Origin of the sequence: Mycobacterium sp. E3198 (assembly GCF_001667015.1) — a bacterium.
Taxonomy (GTDB): domain Bacteria; phylum Actinomycetota; class Actinomycetes; order Mycobacteriales; family Mycobacteriaceae; genus Mycobacterium.
The window spans coordinates 153,042-166,432 of record NZ_LZIS01000001.1; the positions used below are offsets into that span (position 1 = coordinate 153,042).

Consider the following 13,391-nt stretch of genomic DNA (forward strand, 5'->3'; position numbering starts at 1 on the left):
TTTGGCCGCTTCCGTGGCGGCCAATAGGGCATTTAGTCCGCTAAGGCTTGGGACGAACGCCGGCCGCCCGATACACGAAAACCGGCTCCACCCGAAACCGCAGCGCCGTCGCCGGCAGCTTTTCCAATATGTCGCCGGGGATCGCCTTTTTGTAGTTCAGCTTCATCGAGCCGGAAAAGGCGGGATCCACCCCGTGCAGGTCGATTTCGATCTGCAGGCCCTTGTCGGTGATGGTCGCCCGCGCCGGGCCCTGGTCGGTGTCCCACGGGCAATCGATGGAGCGCAGCTTGGCGTCGCCGCGCGCGGGAAAGGTCGCGACCACCCGCGCCGTGCTGAAGCCGAATCCGCCCGTATAGCGCGAAACGCCCGACGCCGAATGGACACCGGGCACGTGCCCGCTGAAGTGCCGGACCACGCCGACCTTGCCAGCGGTGAAGATCACCCCCTCGGCCTCGAGCTCTTCGCGCAACTCGGGGGGCAGCTTGCCGATCTCGGACCAATTGCGAAGGAAGCCAAACACACCCAGACGGTAGCCGCACCCGCAGGCGTTTGCCACAGACGTTTACTGCACCGTCACGTTCGCGGTGTACACACACGAGGGTTGGGGGTTCTTACCCACGATGCTCGTGTACGACGTGGTGATCGTCGTCTTCCCCGGTTTCAGCGCCGCGAACGTCCACACCTCCGTGCCCGGCGCCCCCAGCGCGTCGGAGGTTGGCTGCACAAACGCGTGACTGGTTTGCTTCACGATCGTCGAGTCGCCGATCTTGGTGTCGATCGCCCACCGGTACGGGGTGGAGTAATTGGAGCCCAACTTCACCGTCAGGGTGTTGCCGACCGCCAGCGTGACGTCCTGCGTGATGGCGCCCTGCCGCAGCACGTCGCCCATCGGAACCTCGAGGGTATGGCTGTTCGGCGGGTTTCTGGACCCGAAGTGGCAACCCGCCAAGATCGCTGAAACGAGCATCGCGACGGTCACCAAAACCCTGATCTTCACGACAGTCATCGCCCCCATTATGGCTTGCAGCCTGGAAGAGCGTCGCGACGAGCCCGACCACCGCCACGAATGTCAGGATCCACGCCCCGGGCGGCGCGGCAAATAGGCGCGGATCGCGTCGCGGTACGGCAGCCGGCCCGCATCGACCTGTTCACCGAGGTACTGCTCGAAGGTGATCGTGCCCGCCGCCTGCTCGGGGGCGAGCAGGCCGCCGGCGCGGATCCCACCAAACACCTTGCCGGGCAGGCGGATCGGCACGATGGGACGGCGCTTGCCGACGATCGCCAGGTAGCTGCGCGCGAGGTCGTCGAGCGGGCGGGCCTGCGGGCCGCCGAAGTCCGGCGCCCGGCCGACCGGCTCGCCGAGCGCCAATTGGGCCAGCCGCGCACCCACGTCGCGCACGTCGACCGGTTGGAACCTCAGGCCCGCCGGCAGCGCCATGACCGGCGGCTTTGCCAGCATGCGCAGCAGGAAGGCGATCAGATCGTGAAACTGGGTCGCCCGCAGCACCGTCCACGGCAGCCCCGACTCGGCGATCATGCGTTCGTTGGCCAGCATCGTGCGGTAGAGGGCGAACGGGATGCGGTCGATGCCGACGATGGAGACGTACACCAGGTGCGGTGTGCCCGCCCCCTTCGCCGCCGCGACCAGGGGTTGGGTGGGATACACGCAGTGCACGATCGTGTCGACGCCGTCCAGCGCCGCGTCGAGGCCGGCGCCGGTTCCCACGTCGCCGACGACGTGCTCGACGTCGGCGCGCTGGTGCGGCCGCCGCCCCCGGCTCAGCACCCGCACGTCCTTGCCCGCGGCCGTGAGTTGGTCGACCACGACGCGACCCACGGTGCCCGTGCCGCCCGTGACCAGTATTCGATTCGCCATACCCCTATAGACCCCGGGGCCCCGCCGGATGTGACAGTTGCTCGCCGAGAAACGCCACCCAGAACAGGCGCGAACGCTGAGACTCGAAGGCCTCCGCGAGATCGCTCACCCTCCCAGACTGCCACGCCGGTGTCTACGATCCGCAGATGACGGTTTTGGCGGCGCGACTGCTCCTGGCGGGAATGTTCGTGGTCGCCGCGCTGACGAAGCTGTCAGATCGCGGCGGCGCGCGGAAGGCGGTGACGGCGTTCGGAGTGCCAAGCGCGGCTGCGGCATTCGTGGCGCCGGCGCTGGTCGCGGGCGAATTCGGCATCGCGGCGCTCCTGGTGGCCGCGCCGCACGCCGGCGCCGTGGCCGCGTTGCTGGCGCTCGCGGGATTCAGCCTTGCCGCGCTGGTGAGCCTCGCCCGCGGCCGCGCGATCGAGTGCCACTGCTTTGGGCGGTTGTCCTCCGCGCCGCTGGGCTGGCCAACGCTGGCCAGGAACGGATGCTTCGCGGCGCTGGCCGCACTCGTTGCCCTGGACGGTCACTCGGCTTGGGCGCCAACGGCTTTCGCGGTGGTCATGCTCGGGCTGTGGCTCGGGCCCGCCACGCGCCGGCACCGGGCGTCCCGCAACGGCGACGCGGCCGCGTTGGCGCTGCCGGACCGGGCGGGCCGCATCTGGACCCTCGACGCGCTGCAGAAAGACCGCCGGCCGCTCATGCTCGTCTTCAGCCAGCCCGGCTGCGGCGCGTGCGACGCGCTGCTGCCCGAGGTGGCCCGCTGGCAAGACGACCTGGACGGGCCCGTCACCGTCGCCCTGGTCAACGGCGGCCCGGCCGGCCACCGCGTGCCGCTCGAGCTCATCGACGAGTCGCGGGCCTCGTTCGCGGCCTACGGCATCACCGCCACGCCCAGCGCGGTGCTCATCGACGGCGGCCGCAGGGTGGACACGGCGCGCGGCGCGGGCGCCATCGCCGAGCTCGTCGACCGCGCGGCGCGTCAGACCGGGCTGACCCGGCGCACGCTGCTGCGGGGAGCGTCGGTGGGCTTGCTTCCCGCCGTCGCGGCCACCGCGGCCGCCTGCAACAAGGACGGCAAGCACAGCCTGCCGAGCAACGTCGACGCCTTCGAGGTGGACGGCGCCTGGTTGTGCAACCAGACCTTCGCGTTGTGCACGACCGCGCCGTGCGTGCCGTCGAAAACCGACCCGGGCATCTCGGTGTGCGACTGCGTCGTCGTCAACGGCTACTCGGTCGGATTCCGGAACTGCAGCGACCGGGCGCAGTCGGGCAACAAGGTGCGGTCGGCGTTCTCCACCGTCAACGTCAACGCGAATTTCGGTGTGCTGACCTGCCCTTCGGGGGTGCCGTGGGCCAACTGCCTCGACGTCGAATGCGAGATCGATCCCACCAACCCCGCGGTGGCCAAGTGCCAATGCCTGACGGTCACGACCGGCGAGTCGCGGACCTTCGCCGGCGGCTGCGAGACCGCCGCCTGCACGTCGACCATCTGGTCGGCCGCCACCCCGGAGCTGCCGGCGACGGCCCAATACCGCAAGGGGATGAGCCAGATCGGCCAGCCAGTTAACTTCCCCAAGACCTGTCCGGCGTCCCATCCGTAGCTCGGCGTTTTGTGGCGCGCGTTTGCTGAACGTCGGGTAGCTTCTGTGCATGTTTGGCATCATCCGGCCCTGTCGTCATCGGCTCGGCGGCGAGCTGGCGGCGTCCTGGCGGGCCCAACTGTGCGGCCTGTGCCTGGCGCTGCGCGACGACTACGGCCAGGCCGCGCGGATCGCCACCAACTACGACGGGTTGGTGGTTTCCCTGCTGGTCGAGGCGCAGTCGGCCGAGCGGCCGACCCGCCGCACCGCCGGGCCCTGCCCGCTGCGCGGGATGCGCCGCGCCGACGTGGCCACCGGTGACTGCGTGCGCCTGGCCGCGGTGGTGTCGCTGGCGCTGGCCGCGGCGCGGGTGCGCGACCACGTCGACGACCGCGACGGCGTGGTCGGCGCGGCCGGGGTGCGGCCGGCGGCGCGACGCATCGCCGAGCGATGGGTGCGCCAGGGCGCCGACACCGGTCACACCCTGGGCTTCGACACCGGCGTGCTCGTCGCCGCGATGGACCGCCAGGCCGCCCTCGAAGCGGCCGCCGGCCCCGGCAGCCCGCTGTTGCAGGTAACCGAGCCGACCGAGACCGCGGTCGCCGAGGCGTTCGCCCACACCGCCGTGCTGGCCGGCCGCCCCGACAACCGGGCGCCGCTGCGCGAGGTCGGACAGCTGTTCGGGCGCGTGGCCCACCTGCTCGACGCCGTCGAGGACTACCGCGACGACGTGGCGCGCGGGAAGTGGAACCCATTGGCCGCCACGGCAACTCCCGTCGAGACCGCCCGCGCCCTGTGCGACGACGCCGTCTTGGGCATCGAGCTGGCGCTGGCCGACGTCGAGTTCACCGACGGGCGCCTGGTCCAGCGGCTGCTCACCACCGAGGTGCGCCGCTCGGTGAAACGCACGTTCGCCCGGGCAGGCTTCACCGCGCAAAGCGGAACGCCCCGCGGTCAACAGGAACCCATCAACTTCGGCGACCAACCCCTCGATGCCGTCGGCGAAGGCGAAGCGCCCGCCCCAGGACGCAAGAAGGGCGGCGGCGACGGCACCGGCTGCTTCTGCTGCTTCGAGAGCTGCGACTGCTGCTGCGATTGCGACGACTGCTGCTGCGACTGCTCGTAGCGATACCGCGCGGACGGGTTTGAGCCGCCGACCCATGCGCCGCGCAAACCGAGCCGGTCCGGCAGGATGGGCTGGTGTTTGGCCTCGTCCTGATCGTCGCGCTCGTCTCCACCGTCATCGTGGGGACGGTCATCGGCCGCCGCTACCGGGTGGGTCCCCCGGTGCTGCTCATCCTGCTCGGCGCGCTGCTCGGTCTGATCCCGCATTTCGGTCACGTCAAGGTCGACGGCGAGGTCGTGCTGCTGCTGTTCCTGCCCGCGATCCTGTACTGGGAAGGGCTGAATACCAGCTTCCGCGAGATCCGCGCGAACGCGCGCATCATCGTGTTCCTCGGCATCGCGCTGGTGATCGCCACCGCGGCGGCCGTGTCGTGGACGGCGCGGGCGCTGGGGATGGACCCGCACGCAGCGGGCGTCCTGGGCGCCGTGCTCTCCCCCACCGACGCCGCCGCGGTGGCCGGCCTCGCCAAAAAGCTGCCGCGCCGGTCGCTGACCGTGCTCAAGGCGGAGAGCCTCATCAACGACGGCACCGCGCTGGTGCTGTTCGCCGTCAGCGTCAACGTCGCGATCGGCGGGGCCTCCATCGGCCCACTCCAGGTGACCGGCCGGTTCGTCCTGTCCTACGTCGGCGGCATCGTCGCCGGGCTGCTGGTCGGCGGGGCGGCCACCCTGATCCGCAAGCGCCTCGACGCCCCGCAGGAGGAGGGCGCGCTGAGCCTGCTGACGCCGTTCGCGGCGTTCCTGCTGGCCCAGGCGTTCGAGTGCAGCGGCGTGGTCGCGGTCATGGTGTCGGCCCTGGTGCTGGCCTACGCCGGCCCGCTGGTGATCCGGGCCCGATCCCGCCTGGAGGCCTACGCCTTCTGGGACATCGCGACGTTCCTGCTCAACGGCTCGCTGTGGGTGTTCGTCGGCGTGCAGATCCCCGCCGCGATGCGCGGTATCGCGGGCGTCGACGGCGGATTTCGCCACGCCGCCTACCTCGCCCTGGCCATCACCGGCGTCGTGATCGGCTCCCGGATCGTGTGGGGGGAAGCCACCACCGCGCTGCTTCGGCTCATCGACCGCCGCGAGGTGCAACGCCTGCGCCGCGTCAGCTGGCGTCAGCGTTTCGTCACCGCGTGGGCGGGATTCCGCGGGGCCGTGTCGCTGGCCGCGGCGGTGGCCGTGCCGACGACCACGCTCAGCGGCGCGCCGTTCCCGGACCGCAGCCTGCTCATCTTCATCGTGGTGGTCGTCATCCTGGTCACGGTCCTGGTCCAGGGGACGACGCTGCCGGCCGTGGTGCGCTGGGCGAAGATGCCCGACGACGTCGCCTACGTCCAGGAACTGGAGATGGCCCGAACGCGCGGCGTTCAAGCCGCGCTCGCCGCGCTGCCCGCCGTGGCCGACGAAGTCGGCATCGGCGACGACCTGCGGCGGCGCCTGCAAAAGGAATACGAGGAGAAGGCCGCGCTCGCCCAGGCCACCGAGGACGGTTCGACGGACAGCCGCCTGCTCAAGGGCAAGGAGAAGGTGCGGCGGGTCCGGTTGGGCGTGCTCGAACACAAGCGCCGCGAAATCACCGCCCTGCGAAGCCAAAACCTCATCGACGACATCGTGCTGCGCGAGCTGCAAAACGAGATGGACCTCGAGGAAGTGCAACTCCTCGACGCCGCCGACGACGAGTAGGGCGCCTCGTGTTGCAGACGGTCGCCATCCGTGGGTATCGCTCGCTGCGGGAGGTGATCGTGCCGCTGGGCCGGCTGTCGATCGTCACCGGGGCCAACGGCGCCGGCAAGTCGTCGCTGTACCGCGCGCTGCGGCTGCTGGCCGACTGCGGCCGCGGCGAGGTGATCGGCTCGCTGGCCCGCGAGGGCGGGCTGCAGTCGGTGTTGTGGGCGGGCCCCGAGCAGCTCGGCGGCGCCCGTCGCACCGGCAGGGCCCAGGGCACGGTCCGCACCCGCCCGGTGTCGCTCGAAATGGGTTTCGCCGCGGACGATTTCGGCTACCTCGTCGACCTCGGCATCCCGCAGATGGCGGGGATCAGATCCGAGTTCGCCCGCGACCCCGAGATCAAGCGGGAGGCGGTGTTCGCCGGCCCGGTGTTGCGCAACGCCACGACGCTGGTGCGCCGGACGCGGGATTTCGCCGAGGTGAGCGCGGAATCGGGCCGGGGTTTCAACGAGTTGAGCCGGTCGCTGCCGTCGTACCGCAGCGTGCTGGCCGAGTACGCCCACCCGCAGGCCCTGCCCGAATTGGCCGCCGTGCGTGAACGGTTGCGCGGCTGGCGCTTCTACGACGGCTTCCGCGTCGACCCCGGCGCGCCCGCGCGACACCCGCAGGTCGGCACCCGCACCCCGGTGCTTTCCGACGACGGCCACGACCTGGCCGCCGCGATCCAGACCATCATCGAGGCCGGCCTCGATGACCTGGCCCGCACCGTCGCCGACGCCTTCGACGGCGCCACGGTCTCGGTCGCCGTGCACGACGGGGTGTTCGACCTGCAGCTGAAACAGCGCGGCATGCTGCGCCCGCTGCGGGCGGCCGAATTGTCCGACGGCACACTGCGATTCCTGCTCTGGGCCGCCGCGCTGCTCAGCCCGCAGGCACCGTCGCTGATGGTGCTCAACGAGCCCGAAACCTCCCTGCACCCGGACCTGGTCCGCCCCCTGGGCTCGCTGATCCGCACCGCCGCCGCCCAGACCCAGGTCGTCGTCGTCACCCATTCCCGCGCGCTGCTGGAAGCCGCCGGTGACGACACGGTCGAGATCGAGCTGTACAAGGAGTGGGGCGAGACCCGCATCGCCGGTCAGGACCTGCTGACGACGCCGCGCTGGGACTGGGGCAAACGCTGACGACTACGGGAATCCCGACACGAGCAGTTCAGGCACCCCCAATAGACCCGAAAGAAAGCCGCCGAAGAGCGGGCCACCGGTGACTGTGAACGCCTGTTGCATCGGATTGCCCACCAGCATGCCGGTGCCGAGGAACTGTTGAGGAGGAACAAGCAGCCCGTTGAAGCTAAGGCTGAGCGTTCCTTGTTGGGTGGGCAGCCCCTGAAACATGGCAGTCACCGGCGGAAGCGTTATCACCTGGCTGCCGTTGAGGAATGCGTTGGTCACGTTGGCGGGAGCGTCGACCAACGCGGTGAGCGCGGCCACTGGGTTTCCGGCCTGGACGGCGCTGACCAACGCCGCGCCGCTTTGTAGCGACGCGGAAAAGGCATTGACCGGTGCGCCCGCCAAGTCCCACGCCAACAGCGACGGCACGCTGGCCACCGTCGCAAACGATACGTTCGTCGGGGTCATCGACGTGATGGATGTCTGTCCCCCGAAGGTCAGCGCCTGCGCCAGGTTGGCGTAGCTTCCCCCGACGTTTCCGGCGACCGCCTGGAGCGGCAGTGAGTTTCCGGTCGCGGCAGCCGCCAGCGCCCCGGGGATCTGGCCGAGCTGACCAATCCCGCCGGTGATCGCCTCCTGCAACGCGGGCACTGTATTGCCGACCACGCTATTGCCGATGCCCTGCAGGTTGGTGGCGGTGTTCGCTACGAGGCTTTCGTAGGGCCCGAAGACCGGGCCGCCGTTCACCACGTTCTGCAAGGTTTGCGCCGCCGATGCTTCGGCCCCGACATATGCCTGTGCACCGGCACTCAGCATGTTCACCAACTGCCCGTGAAACGCATCCGCTTGAGCGCTGATCGCCCGGAATTCCTGCCCGAATCTGCCGAATAGTGCCGAGACGGCCACGGATACCTCATCCTGAGCCGCTGCGGTGATTGCCGTGGTGGGACCGGCCGCGACGGCGGCCGCGTCGCTGAGCGTTGATCGAATGCTCGCCAAATCCTGGGCTGCGGTCACCACTAGCTCCGGCACGACATTCACAAAAGACATGTTTTCTCCCGTTAATTCCTCAATCCAATTGTGCGGCAGCGTAAGCCGCGAGAGGACGGTAAGGGAATGACATCGAATGTTGTCTGTGAACAAGGCCACGTGGGTTAGAACAAACCCTGCGGTAGCTGTGAATAAGCTTTGCAGTAGAGGCTTTTCGCGTCCATCGCGCGCTTTGATTGGGAAGCAACGCGATTCCCTTGAGCAGCCGTCCACATCAAGACCGGAGAGGCGGCACTCAGCCACAAATTGCCCGCTAGGCAAACTTGCCCACTAGGCACGTTTGACGTATCTTGGCGGTCATGCCCGACCAACCGCCCGGCCTGCGCGAGCGCAAAAAGGCCGACACCCGCCGCGCGCTCAGCGACGCCGCACTGAACCTGGCGTTCGAGCGCGGGCTGGACAACGTGACGCGCGACGAGATCGCCGGCCTGGCCGGGGTGTCGCTGCGCACATTCAACAACTACTTCGCCGGCAAGTACGAGGCACTGGCCTATCGGCAGACCGAGCGGATGCGCCGCGGCATCGCGGCACTTCGCCGGCGCCCCTCCGACGAACCGCTGTGGACCGCACTCGAGCACGCGGTGCTCGAACCGCTGGAAGAGGATTTCGGCGATTTCTACGGCGCCGAAAGTCAGGTGCCGAGCCGCCGGGAACTCGTCGAGCTTCGAAAGCTGATGATGAACCCTCAGGTGCGTAACGCCCTGCCGCAGCGGCTTTTTGACGAGTGGCTCGAGGTCGTCGCCGAGCGCACCGGCACCGATCCGCAGCACGACCTGTACCCACGGCTGGTGGTGGCCGTCGTGCGCGCCATCGGCGACGCGGCGGCCGAGACCTACGTGCGGGCCGAGCCGCCGGTGGCCATCACCGACCTGATCCGCGACGGCTTCGCCGCCGTCCGCGCGGGGCTGCCGGAGGCGGTCAAGGAGCTGACACCATGACTGACGAACGCGCCGACATCGTCATCGCCGGCGCCGGGCCCAACGGGCTGATGCTGGCCTGCGAGCTGGCGTTGGCCGGCATCCGGCCCGTCGTGCTGGACGGCCTGCCCGGGCCCAGCTCCGAGCCGAAAGCCAACGGCCTTGTCGGGCAGGTGGTTCGGATGCTCGACATGCGCGGCCTGTACCACGAGTTCACCGGCGACCCCAACCCGCCGCAACCGGTCTACGGCTGGATCTTCGCGGCGATGACGCTGAACTTCCTCGGCGTGCCCGACAACCCGATGTACGCGTTGGCCATCCAGCAGCCCCGGGTGGTGCGGCTGCTGGAGAAGCGGGCGCGCGACCTCGGGGTGGACTTGCGCTGGGGACACGAACTCAACGGTCTTCAACAGGACGCGGATTCCGTTGGGCTGACGGTGTCCTCGCCCGAGCGCGAGTATCGCATCGCCGCCGGGTATCTGGTGGGCGCCGACGGCGGCCGCAGCCTGGTCCGCAAGACCGTGGGCATCGACTTCCCCGGCTACACGTCGCAGACCGTCGGTCGGCTGGCCCACGTGCACATCCCCGACGGGCTCCGCCGCGCCGACGGCGGCATCGACGTCCCCGGCTTCGGCCGGATCGCGTTCGGCCACACACGGTTGGATTGCGGCGGGCTGATCTACGCCGAGTTCGAACCCGGCCGCTCGCTGTTCGGCACCATCGAGTTCGGGCCGCCGGTCGAGGACCAGCCGATGAGCCTGGACGAACTGCGCGAGAGCGCGCGTCGTGTGCTCGGCGTCGACCTGCCTTTCGAGGAACCGAAAGGCCCAGGGCCGCATGCCCTGCGGCGGATCAATGGGCAGAACACCCGCCACGCGGAGCACTACCGCGACGGGCGAGTGCTGCTGCTCGGCGACGCCGCCCACGTGCACAGCGCCATGGGCGGACCCGGCCTGAACCTGGGCCTGCAGGACGCCATGAACCTGGGCTGGAAGCTCGCCGCCCACCTCAACGGCTGGGCGCCCGCGGGACTGCTCGACACCTACGAGTCCGAGCGACACCCGGTGGGCGAGCGCGTCATGATGCACTCGCTGTCGCAGACCGCCCTCATGGCGCCGGGGCCCGAAGTCGCCGCGCTACGAACGCTCCTGGGCGAACTGTTCGCCCTTCCCGACGCCGCCCGGCACATGGCGAGACTGCTGGCCGGCAACGACGTCCGGTACGACGTCGGCGACGACCACCCGCTGTCGGGCCGGCCCGTGCCGCCGCTGACCCTCGCCGACGGCCGGCGAGTCGAAGAACTGCTGCACGACGCCCGCCCGGTCCTGCTCGATTTCGGCGGCGGCGCCGGCCCCACCGCGCGCGGGTGGGCCGATCGCGTCGACGTCGTCGAGGCGACCACCACCAAGCGGCCCGCCGCGGCAGTGCTGCTGCGGCCCGACGGCTACGTGGCCTGGGCGGCCGACGCGTTCGGGGCGGACGAGCAAGCGGCCCTGCGCGCCGCGCTGCGGCGCTGGTTCGGGCCCTCAACGGAAGATGTTGACGCAGTCGGGTAGGCCCAGGCGCGCTGGATCGGACCGGCCGGTGGCCGCGAGCAGAAAAACGTGCTCCGTCATGCCGGTTTGCTGCTCGAATTGCTCTGTCGGGACAACCAGCAGCCGAGCGACCGCCGGGTCTGCGGCGGCGGCGTCATCGCGCAGCAGCGCGCCCAGCACGAAGTCGATGCCGGCCCGCAGCCCCGGCCCGCCATCGAACGGCAGGCCCAGTGCCGCGCGGATGTCGTCGCCGTGTACGTAGGCGTCGTCCAGCAGCGCATGCACCCCCTGGCCGAGGGTGAGCCCGGGCACCGGGCTGGGTGCCGACCAGGCCGCGTCGTCGATGACAGTGGCAAGCTGCGCAACCCAATCCGCCGCGGCCCGCAGCCGTTCCGCGAGCGCGGCCGGTGATTCGCCGCGCAGGGCCGCGGCCTGGTCGTCGGGTGTGCGGGTGCCGACCGCGCCGCTGATCGTGTCGACGGCCTGGCCGACCACGTGGCCGGCGACGTCGCGCACCTGCCAGCCGGTGCACCGGGTATCGCGGCTCCAGTCCGAGGCATCCAGCGCGCCAATGAGTTCGGCGAAGGAGCGGTATTCGTTGACCAGGCCCGTGATGGTCGCGGCTCGATCGGGTCCCGGCCGCACGATCGTGGTCATCGCAGCGACTCTGTCACGCTCCGCAGCCGGCGCAGCTGCTCGACGAATCCGTCGGGGCCGAGGACGGCTACCCGGCAGACCAGATGCCGCGCGCCGGCGTCGATGTAGCCGGCCAGCCGGGCGGTGACGGCGTCGGGCGTTCCCAACGCGAAGGTCTGGATCTGCTCGACGGCGTCGATGCCGAAACCGTAGGTCTGGGTGGCGAAGTGGTCGAGCGCCGCCCGGCCGCCGTCGGCATCGTCGGTGAGCAGCACGGTGACGAACAGCGCCGGCGTAATGGCGTCGCCGGGGCGGCCCGCGCCCTGCGCCGCGGCCCGTACCTCGGCGAGGCCCGACGAATAGCCCTGCGGTGTCGGAGGATACGGCAGCCACCCGTCGTAGAGCCGTCCGGCGCGGGCGCGGGCGCCCGGGGTGTCGGCGGCCAGCCACACCGGCGGGTCGGATTCACCGAACGGCGTGATGCCTGCAGGGATTTCGTCGAGGTGCAGCACAGATCCGTGAAAGGAACTGGGCTCCTTGGCATTCCATAGCTGGCGCCATAGGGCCACGGTGTCGTCGAGGCGCGCGAAGCGGCGAGGCCACTGCACCTCCGAGGCGGCGTACTCCACCTCGGACAGGCGCGGGAAGCCGGCACCGACCGCCACCGCCAACCGCCCGCCCGAGAGCCGGTCGATGGAGGCGAGGGCCTGCGCGGTCTGCACCGGCCGGCGCAGCACCGGCTGTAAGGCAGCGGTACCCAGGGTTATCCGATCGGTGACGGCGGCCGCTGCCGATAGAAAGGTCAGCGCTTCGATGCGGGGCCGCACCAACGAGTCGTTCGCCCACAGCGAGTCGAACCCCAGATCCTCGACGGCGCGGGCGAAGTCGAGGAGCCCGCGCAGATCGGTGCCGGCCCAGGGCTCGGCCGCCAGGGGCGGCATGACGCCGAGACAGATTGGTATTTCCATGGGGCGATCGTGTCGCCGACGCTGACGCACGACAATTCCCGGCAGGGAATGGCGCCCAGCGCCCGGAACGGGTTGACTGTGTGCATGTCGGTTTCGGTGCAGGGCGACTTCGGCGCGGCATTACGCGAATGGCGTAATCGGCGCCGGCTCAGCCAGATCGACCTGGCCAATGACGCGGGCACCACCCAACGGCACCTGAGCTTCCTCGAGCAGGGCCGATCGGTCCCGGGGCGCGACATCGTCAGCCGACTGGCCGATTCCCTGCAGCTGACGCTGCGGCAACGCAACTCGCTACTGTCGGCGGCGGGTTTTGCGCCCGCGCATCCGGAGTCGCCGCCGGACGCCCCGCTCCTGCAACCCGTGCGGCAGGCGCTCCAGCATGTCCTCGACGGGCACCTGCCGTATCCGGCCATGGTCATGGACGGCTTCGGGGAGCTTGTCGCCGCCAATGGCGCCTTCGGGCTGCTCACCGACGGGGTGGCGGGGTGGCTGCTGGAGGCGCCCGTCAACGTGCTGCGCGTCGCGCTGCACCCGGACGGGATGGCGGCGCGCATCGTGAACCTCGACGACTGGCGGCGCCACATTTTTCACGGCTTGCGCGAACGTGGCCCGGACCCGCGCATCGACGCGCTGCTCGAGGAACTCGAGAGCTACGGTGTGCCGGCGCCGGGTGGCCGACCGATCGAATCGCTGGGCTTCGCCGTGCCGCTGCACCTGCGCTCCCCCGACGGTGACGTGCGGCTGGTTGCGACGATATCCACGTTCGTCACCGCCCTGGATGTCACCATCTCGGAGCTGCGCCTGGAGGCGTTCCTGCCCGCCGACCGGGAGACCGCCACGATCCTCGCCCGCCGTGGCGCGGAGTGAGGCGCTGAGCGAATT

13 protein-coding genes are annotated in these 13,391 nt (G+C 70.2%); 7 read left to right on the top strand and 6 right to left on the bottom strand.

The window, feature by feature from the left end; translation table 11 throughout:
* Positions 1-40: 40 nt before the first annotated feature.
* The 3 genes from A5673_RS00710 to A5673_RS00720 all read right to left on the bottom strand — a co-directional run bounded on the left by A5673_RS00710 (position 41) and on the right by A5673_RS00720 (position 1,876).
* Positions 41-520, bottom strand: a complete 480-nt coding sequence (locus tag A5673_RS00710) for a hypothetical protein (protein ID WP_068226570.1) — start codon at positions 518-520, stop codon at positions 41-43.
* Between the two features lie 42 nt (positions 521-562).
* On the bottom strand, positions 563-997 hold the full coding sequence (locus A5673_RS00715; protein ID WP_068226657.1) for a protease inhibitor I42 family protein: 435 nt from the start codon (positions 995-997) through the stop codon (positions 563-565).
* A 72-nt stretch (positions 998-1,069) separates the two neighbouring features.
* On the bottom strand, positions 1,070-1,876 hold the full coding sequence (locus A5673_RS00720) for an SDR family oxidoreductase (protein WP_068226571.1): 807 nt from the start codon (positions 1,874-1,876) through the stop codon (positions 1,070-1,072).
* A 146-nt stretch (positions 1,877-2,022) separates the two neighbouring features.
* Between A5673_RS00720 and A5673_RS00725 the strand changes: the two genes are divergently transcribed.
* The 4 genes from A5673_RS00725 (at position 2,023) to A5673_RS00740 (ending at position 7,418) form a co-directional block, all read left to right on the top strand.
* Positions 2,023-3,480, top strand: coding sequence for a co-chaperone YbbN (locus A5673_RS00725; RefSeq protein ID WP_068226572.1), 1,458 nt, complete (start codon positions 2,023-2,025; stop codon positions 3,478-3,480).
* Between the two features lie 49 nt (positions 3,481-3,529).
* On the top strand, positions 3,530-4,585 hold the full coding sequence (locus A5673_RS00730) for a DUF5685 family protein (protein WP_068226573.1): 1,056 nt from the start codon (positions 3,530-3,532) through the stop codon (positions 4,583-4,585).
* Positions 4,586-4,659: 74 nt separating this feature from the next.
* On the top strand, positions 4,660-6,252 hold the full coding sequence (locus A5673_RS00735) for a Na+/H+ antiporter (protein ID WP_068226574.1): 1,593 nt from the start codon (positions 4,660-4,662) through the stop codon (positions 6,250-6,252).
* An 8-nt stretch (positions 6,253-6,260) separates the two neighbouring features.
* Positions 6,261-7,418: an AAA family ATPase gene (locus A5673_RS00740; protein ID WP_068226575.1), complete on the top strand. Its 1,158-nt coding sequence runs from the start codon at positions 6,261-6,263 to the stop codon at positions 7,416-7,418.
* Between the two features lie 3 nt (positions 7,419-7,421).
* On the opposite strand, the gene A5673_RS00745 is transcribed toward A5673_RS00740, so the two are convergent.
* On the bottom strand, positions 7,422-8,453 hold the full coding sequence (locus A5673_RS00745) for a PE family protein (protein ID WP_068226576.1): 1,032 nt from the start codon (positions 8,451-8,453) through the stop codon (positions 7,422-7,424).
* A 299-nt stretch (positions 8,454-8,752) separates the two neighbouring features.
* On the opposite strand from A5673_RS00745, the gene A5673_RS00750 reads away from it, so the two are divergent.
* Both A5673_RS00750 and A5673_RS00755 read left to right on the top strand, forming a co-directional pair.
* Entirely contained in the window at positions 8,753-9,391 is a 639-nt protein-coding gene (locus A5673_RS00750; protein ID WP_068226577.1) for a TetR/AcrR family transcriptional regulator, read from the top strand.
* A complete protein-coding gene (locus tag A5673_RS00755; protein ID WP_068226578.1) occupies positions 9,388-10,926 on the top strand; it encodes an FAD-dependent monooxygenase in 1,539 nt (512 codons plus the stop codon). The genes A5673_RS00750 and A5673_RS00755 overlap by 4 nt, the downstream gene beginning before the upstream one ends.
* On the opposite strand, the gene A5673_RS00760 is transcribed toward A5673_RS00755, so the two are convergent.
* Together A5673_RS00760 and A5673_RS00765 are read right to left on the bottom strand one after the other, a co-directional pair.
* Positions 10,897-11,562: a maleylpyruvate isomerase family mycothiol-dependent enzyme gene (locus A5673_RS00760; RefSeq protein WP_068226579.1), complete on the bottom strand. Its 666-nt coding sequence runs from the start codon at positions 11,560-11,562 to the stop codon at positions 10,897-10,899. The two genes, A5673_RS00755 and A5673_RS00760, sit on opposite strands and share 30 nt — an antisense overlap.
* Positions 11,559-12,509 carry an LLM class flavin-dependent oxidoreductase gene (locus A5673_RS00765; protein ID WP_082958475.1) on the bottom strand — a complete coding sequence of 317 codons (951 nt, stop codon included), beginning with the start codon at positions 12,507-12,509 and terminating at the stop codon, positions 11,559-11,561. The genes A5673_RS00760 and A5673_RS00765 overlap by 4 nt, the downstream gene beginning before the upstream one ends.
* An 84-nt stretch (positions 12,510-12,593) precedes the next feature.
* Between A5673_RS00765 and A5673_RS00770 the strand changes: the two genes are divergently transcribed.
* On the top strand, positions 12,594-13,376 hold the full coding sequence (locus A5673_RS00770; RefSeq protein WP_068226581.1) for a helix-turn-helix domain-containing protein: 783 nt from the start codon (positions 12,594-12,596) through the stop codon (positions 13,374-13,376).
* The last annotated feature ends 15 nt before the right edge of the window (positions 13,377-13,391 follow it).

Excerpts from the sequence above, each read along its gene's own strand:
- A5673_RS00725 (WP_068226572.1), top strand. The coding sequence starts at position 2,023 with ATGACGGTTTTGGCGGCGCGACTGCTCCTGGCGGGAATGTTCGTGGTC.
- A5673_RS00760 (WP_068226579.1), bottom strand. The coding sequence starts at position 11,562 with ATGACCACGATCGTGCGGCCGGGACCCGATCGAGCCGCGACCATCACG.
- A5673_RS00755 (WP_068226578.1), top strand. The coding sequence starts at position 9,388 with ATGACTGACGAACGCGCCGACATCGTCATCGCCGGCGCCGGGCCCAAC.
- A5673_RS00750 (WP_068226577.1), top strand. The coding sequence starts at position 8,753 with ATGCCCGACCAACCGCCCGGCCTGCGCGAGCGCAAAAAGGCCGACACC.
- A5673_RS00720 (WP_068226571.1), bottom strand. The coding sequence starts at position 1,876 with ATGGCGAATCGAATACTGGTCACGGGCGGCACGGGCACCGTGGGTCGC.
- A5673_RS00745 (WP_068226576.1), bottom strand. The coding sequence starts at position 8,453 with ATGTCTTTTGTGAATGTCGTGCCGGAGCTAGTGGTGACCGCAGCCCAG.
- A5673_RS00765 (WP_082958475.1), bottom strand. The coding sequence starts at position 12,509 with ATGGAAATACCAATCTGTCTCGGCGTCATGCCGCCCCTGGCGGCCGAG.
- A5673_RS00730 (WP_068226573.1), top strand. The coding sequence starts at position 3,530 with ATGTTTGGCATCATCCGGCCCTGTCGTCATCGGCTCGGCGGCGAGCTG.
- A5673_RS00770 (WP_068226581.1), top strand. The coding sequence starts at position 12,594 with ATGTCGGTTTCGGTGCAGGGCGACTTCGGCGCGGCATTACGCGAATGG.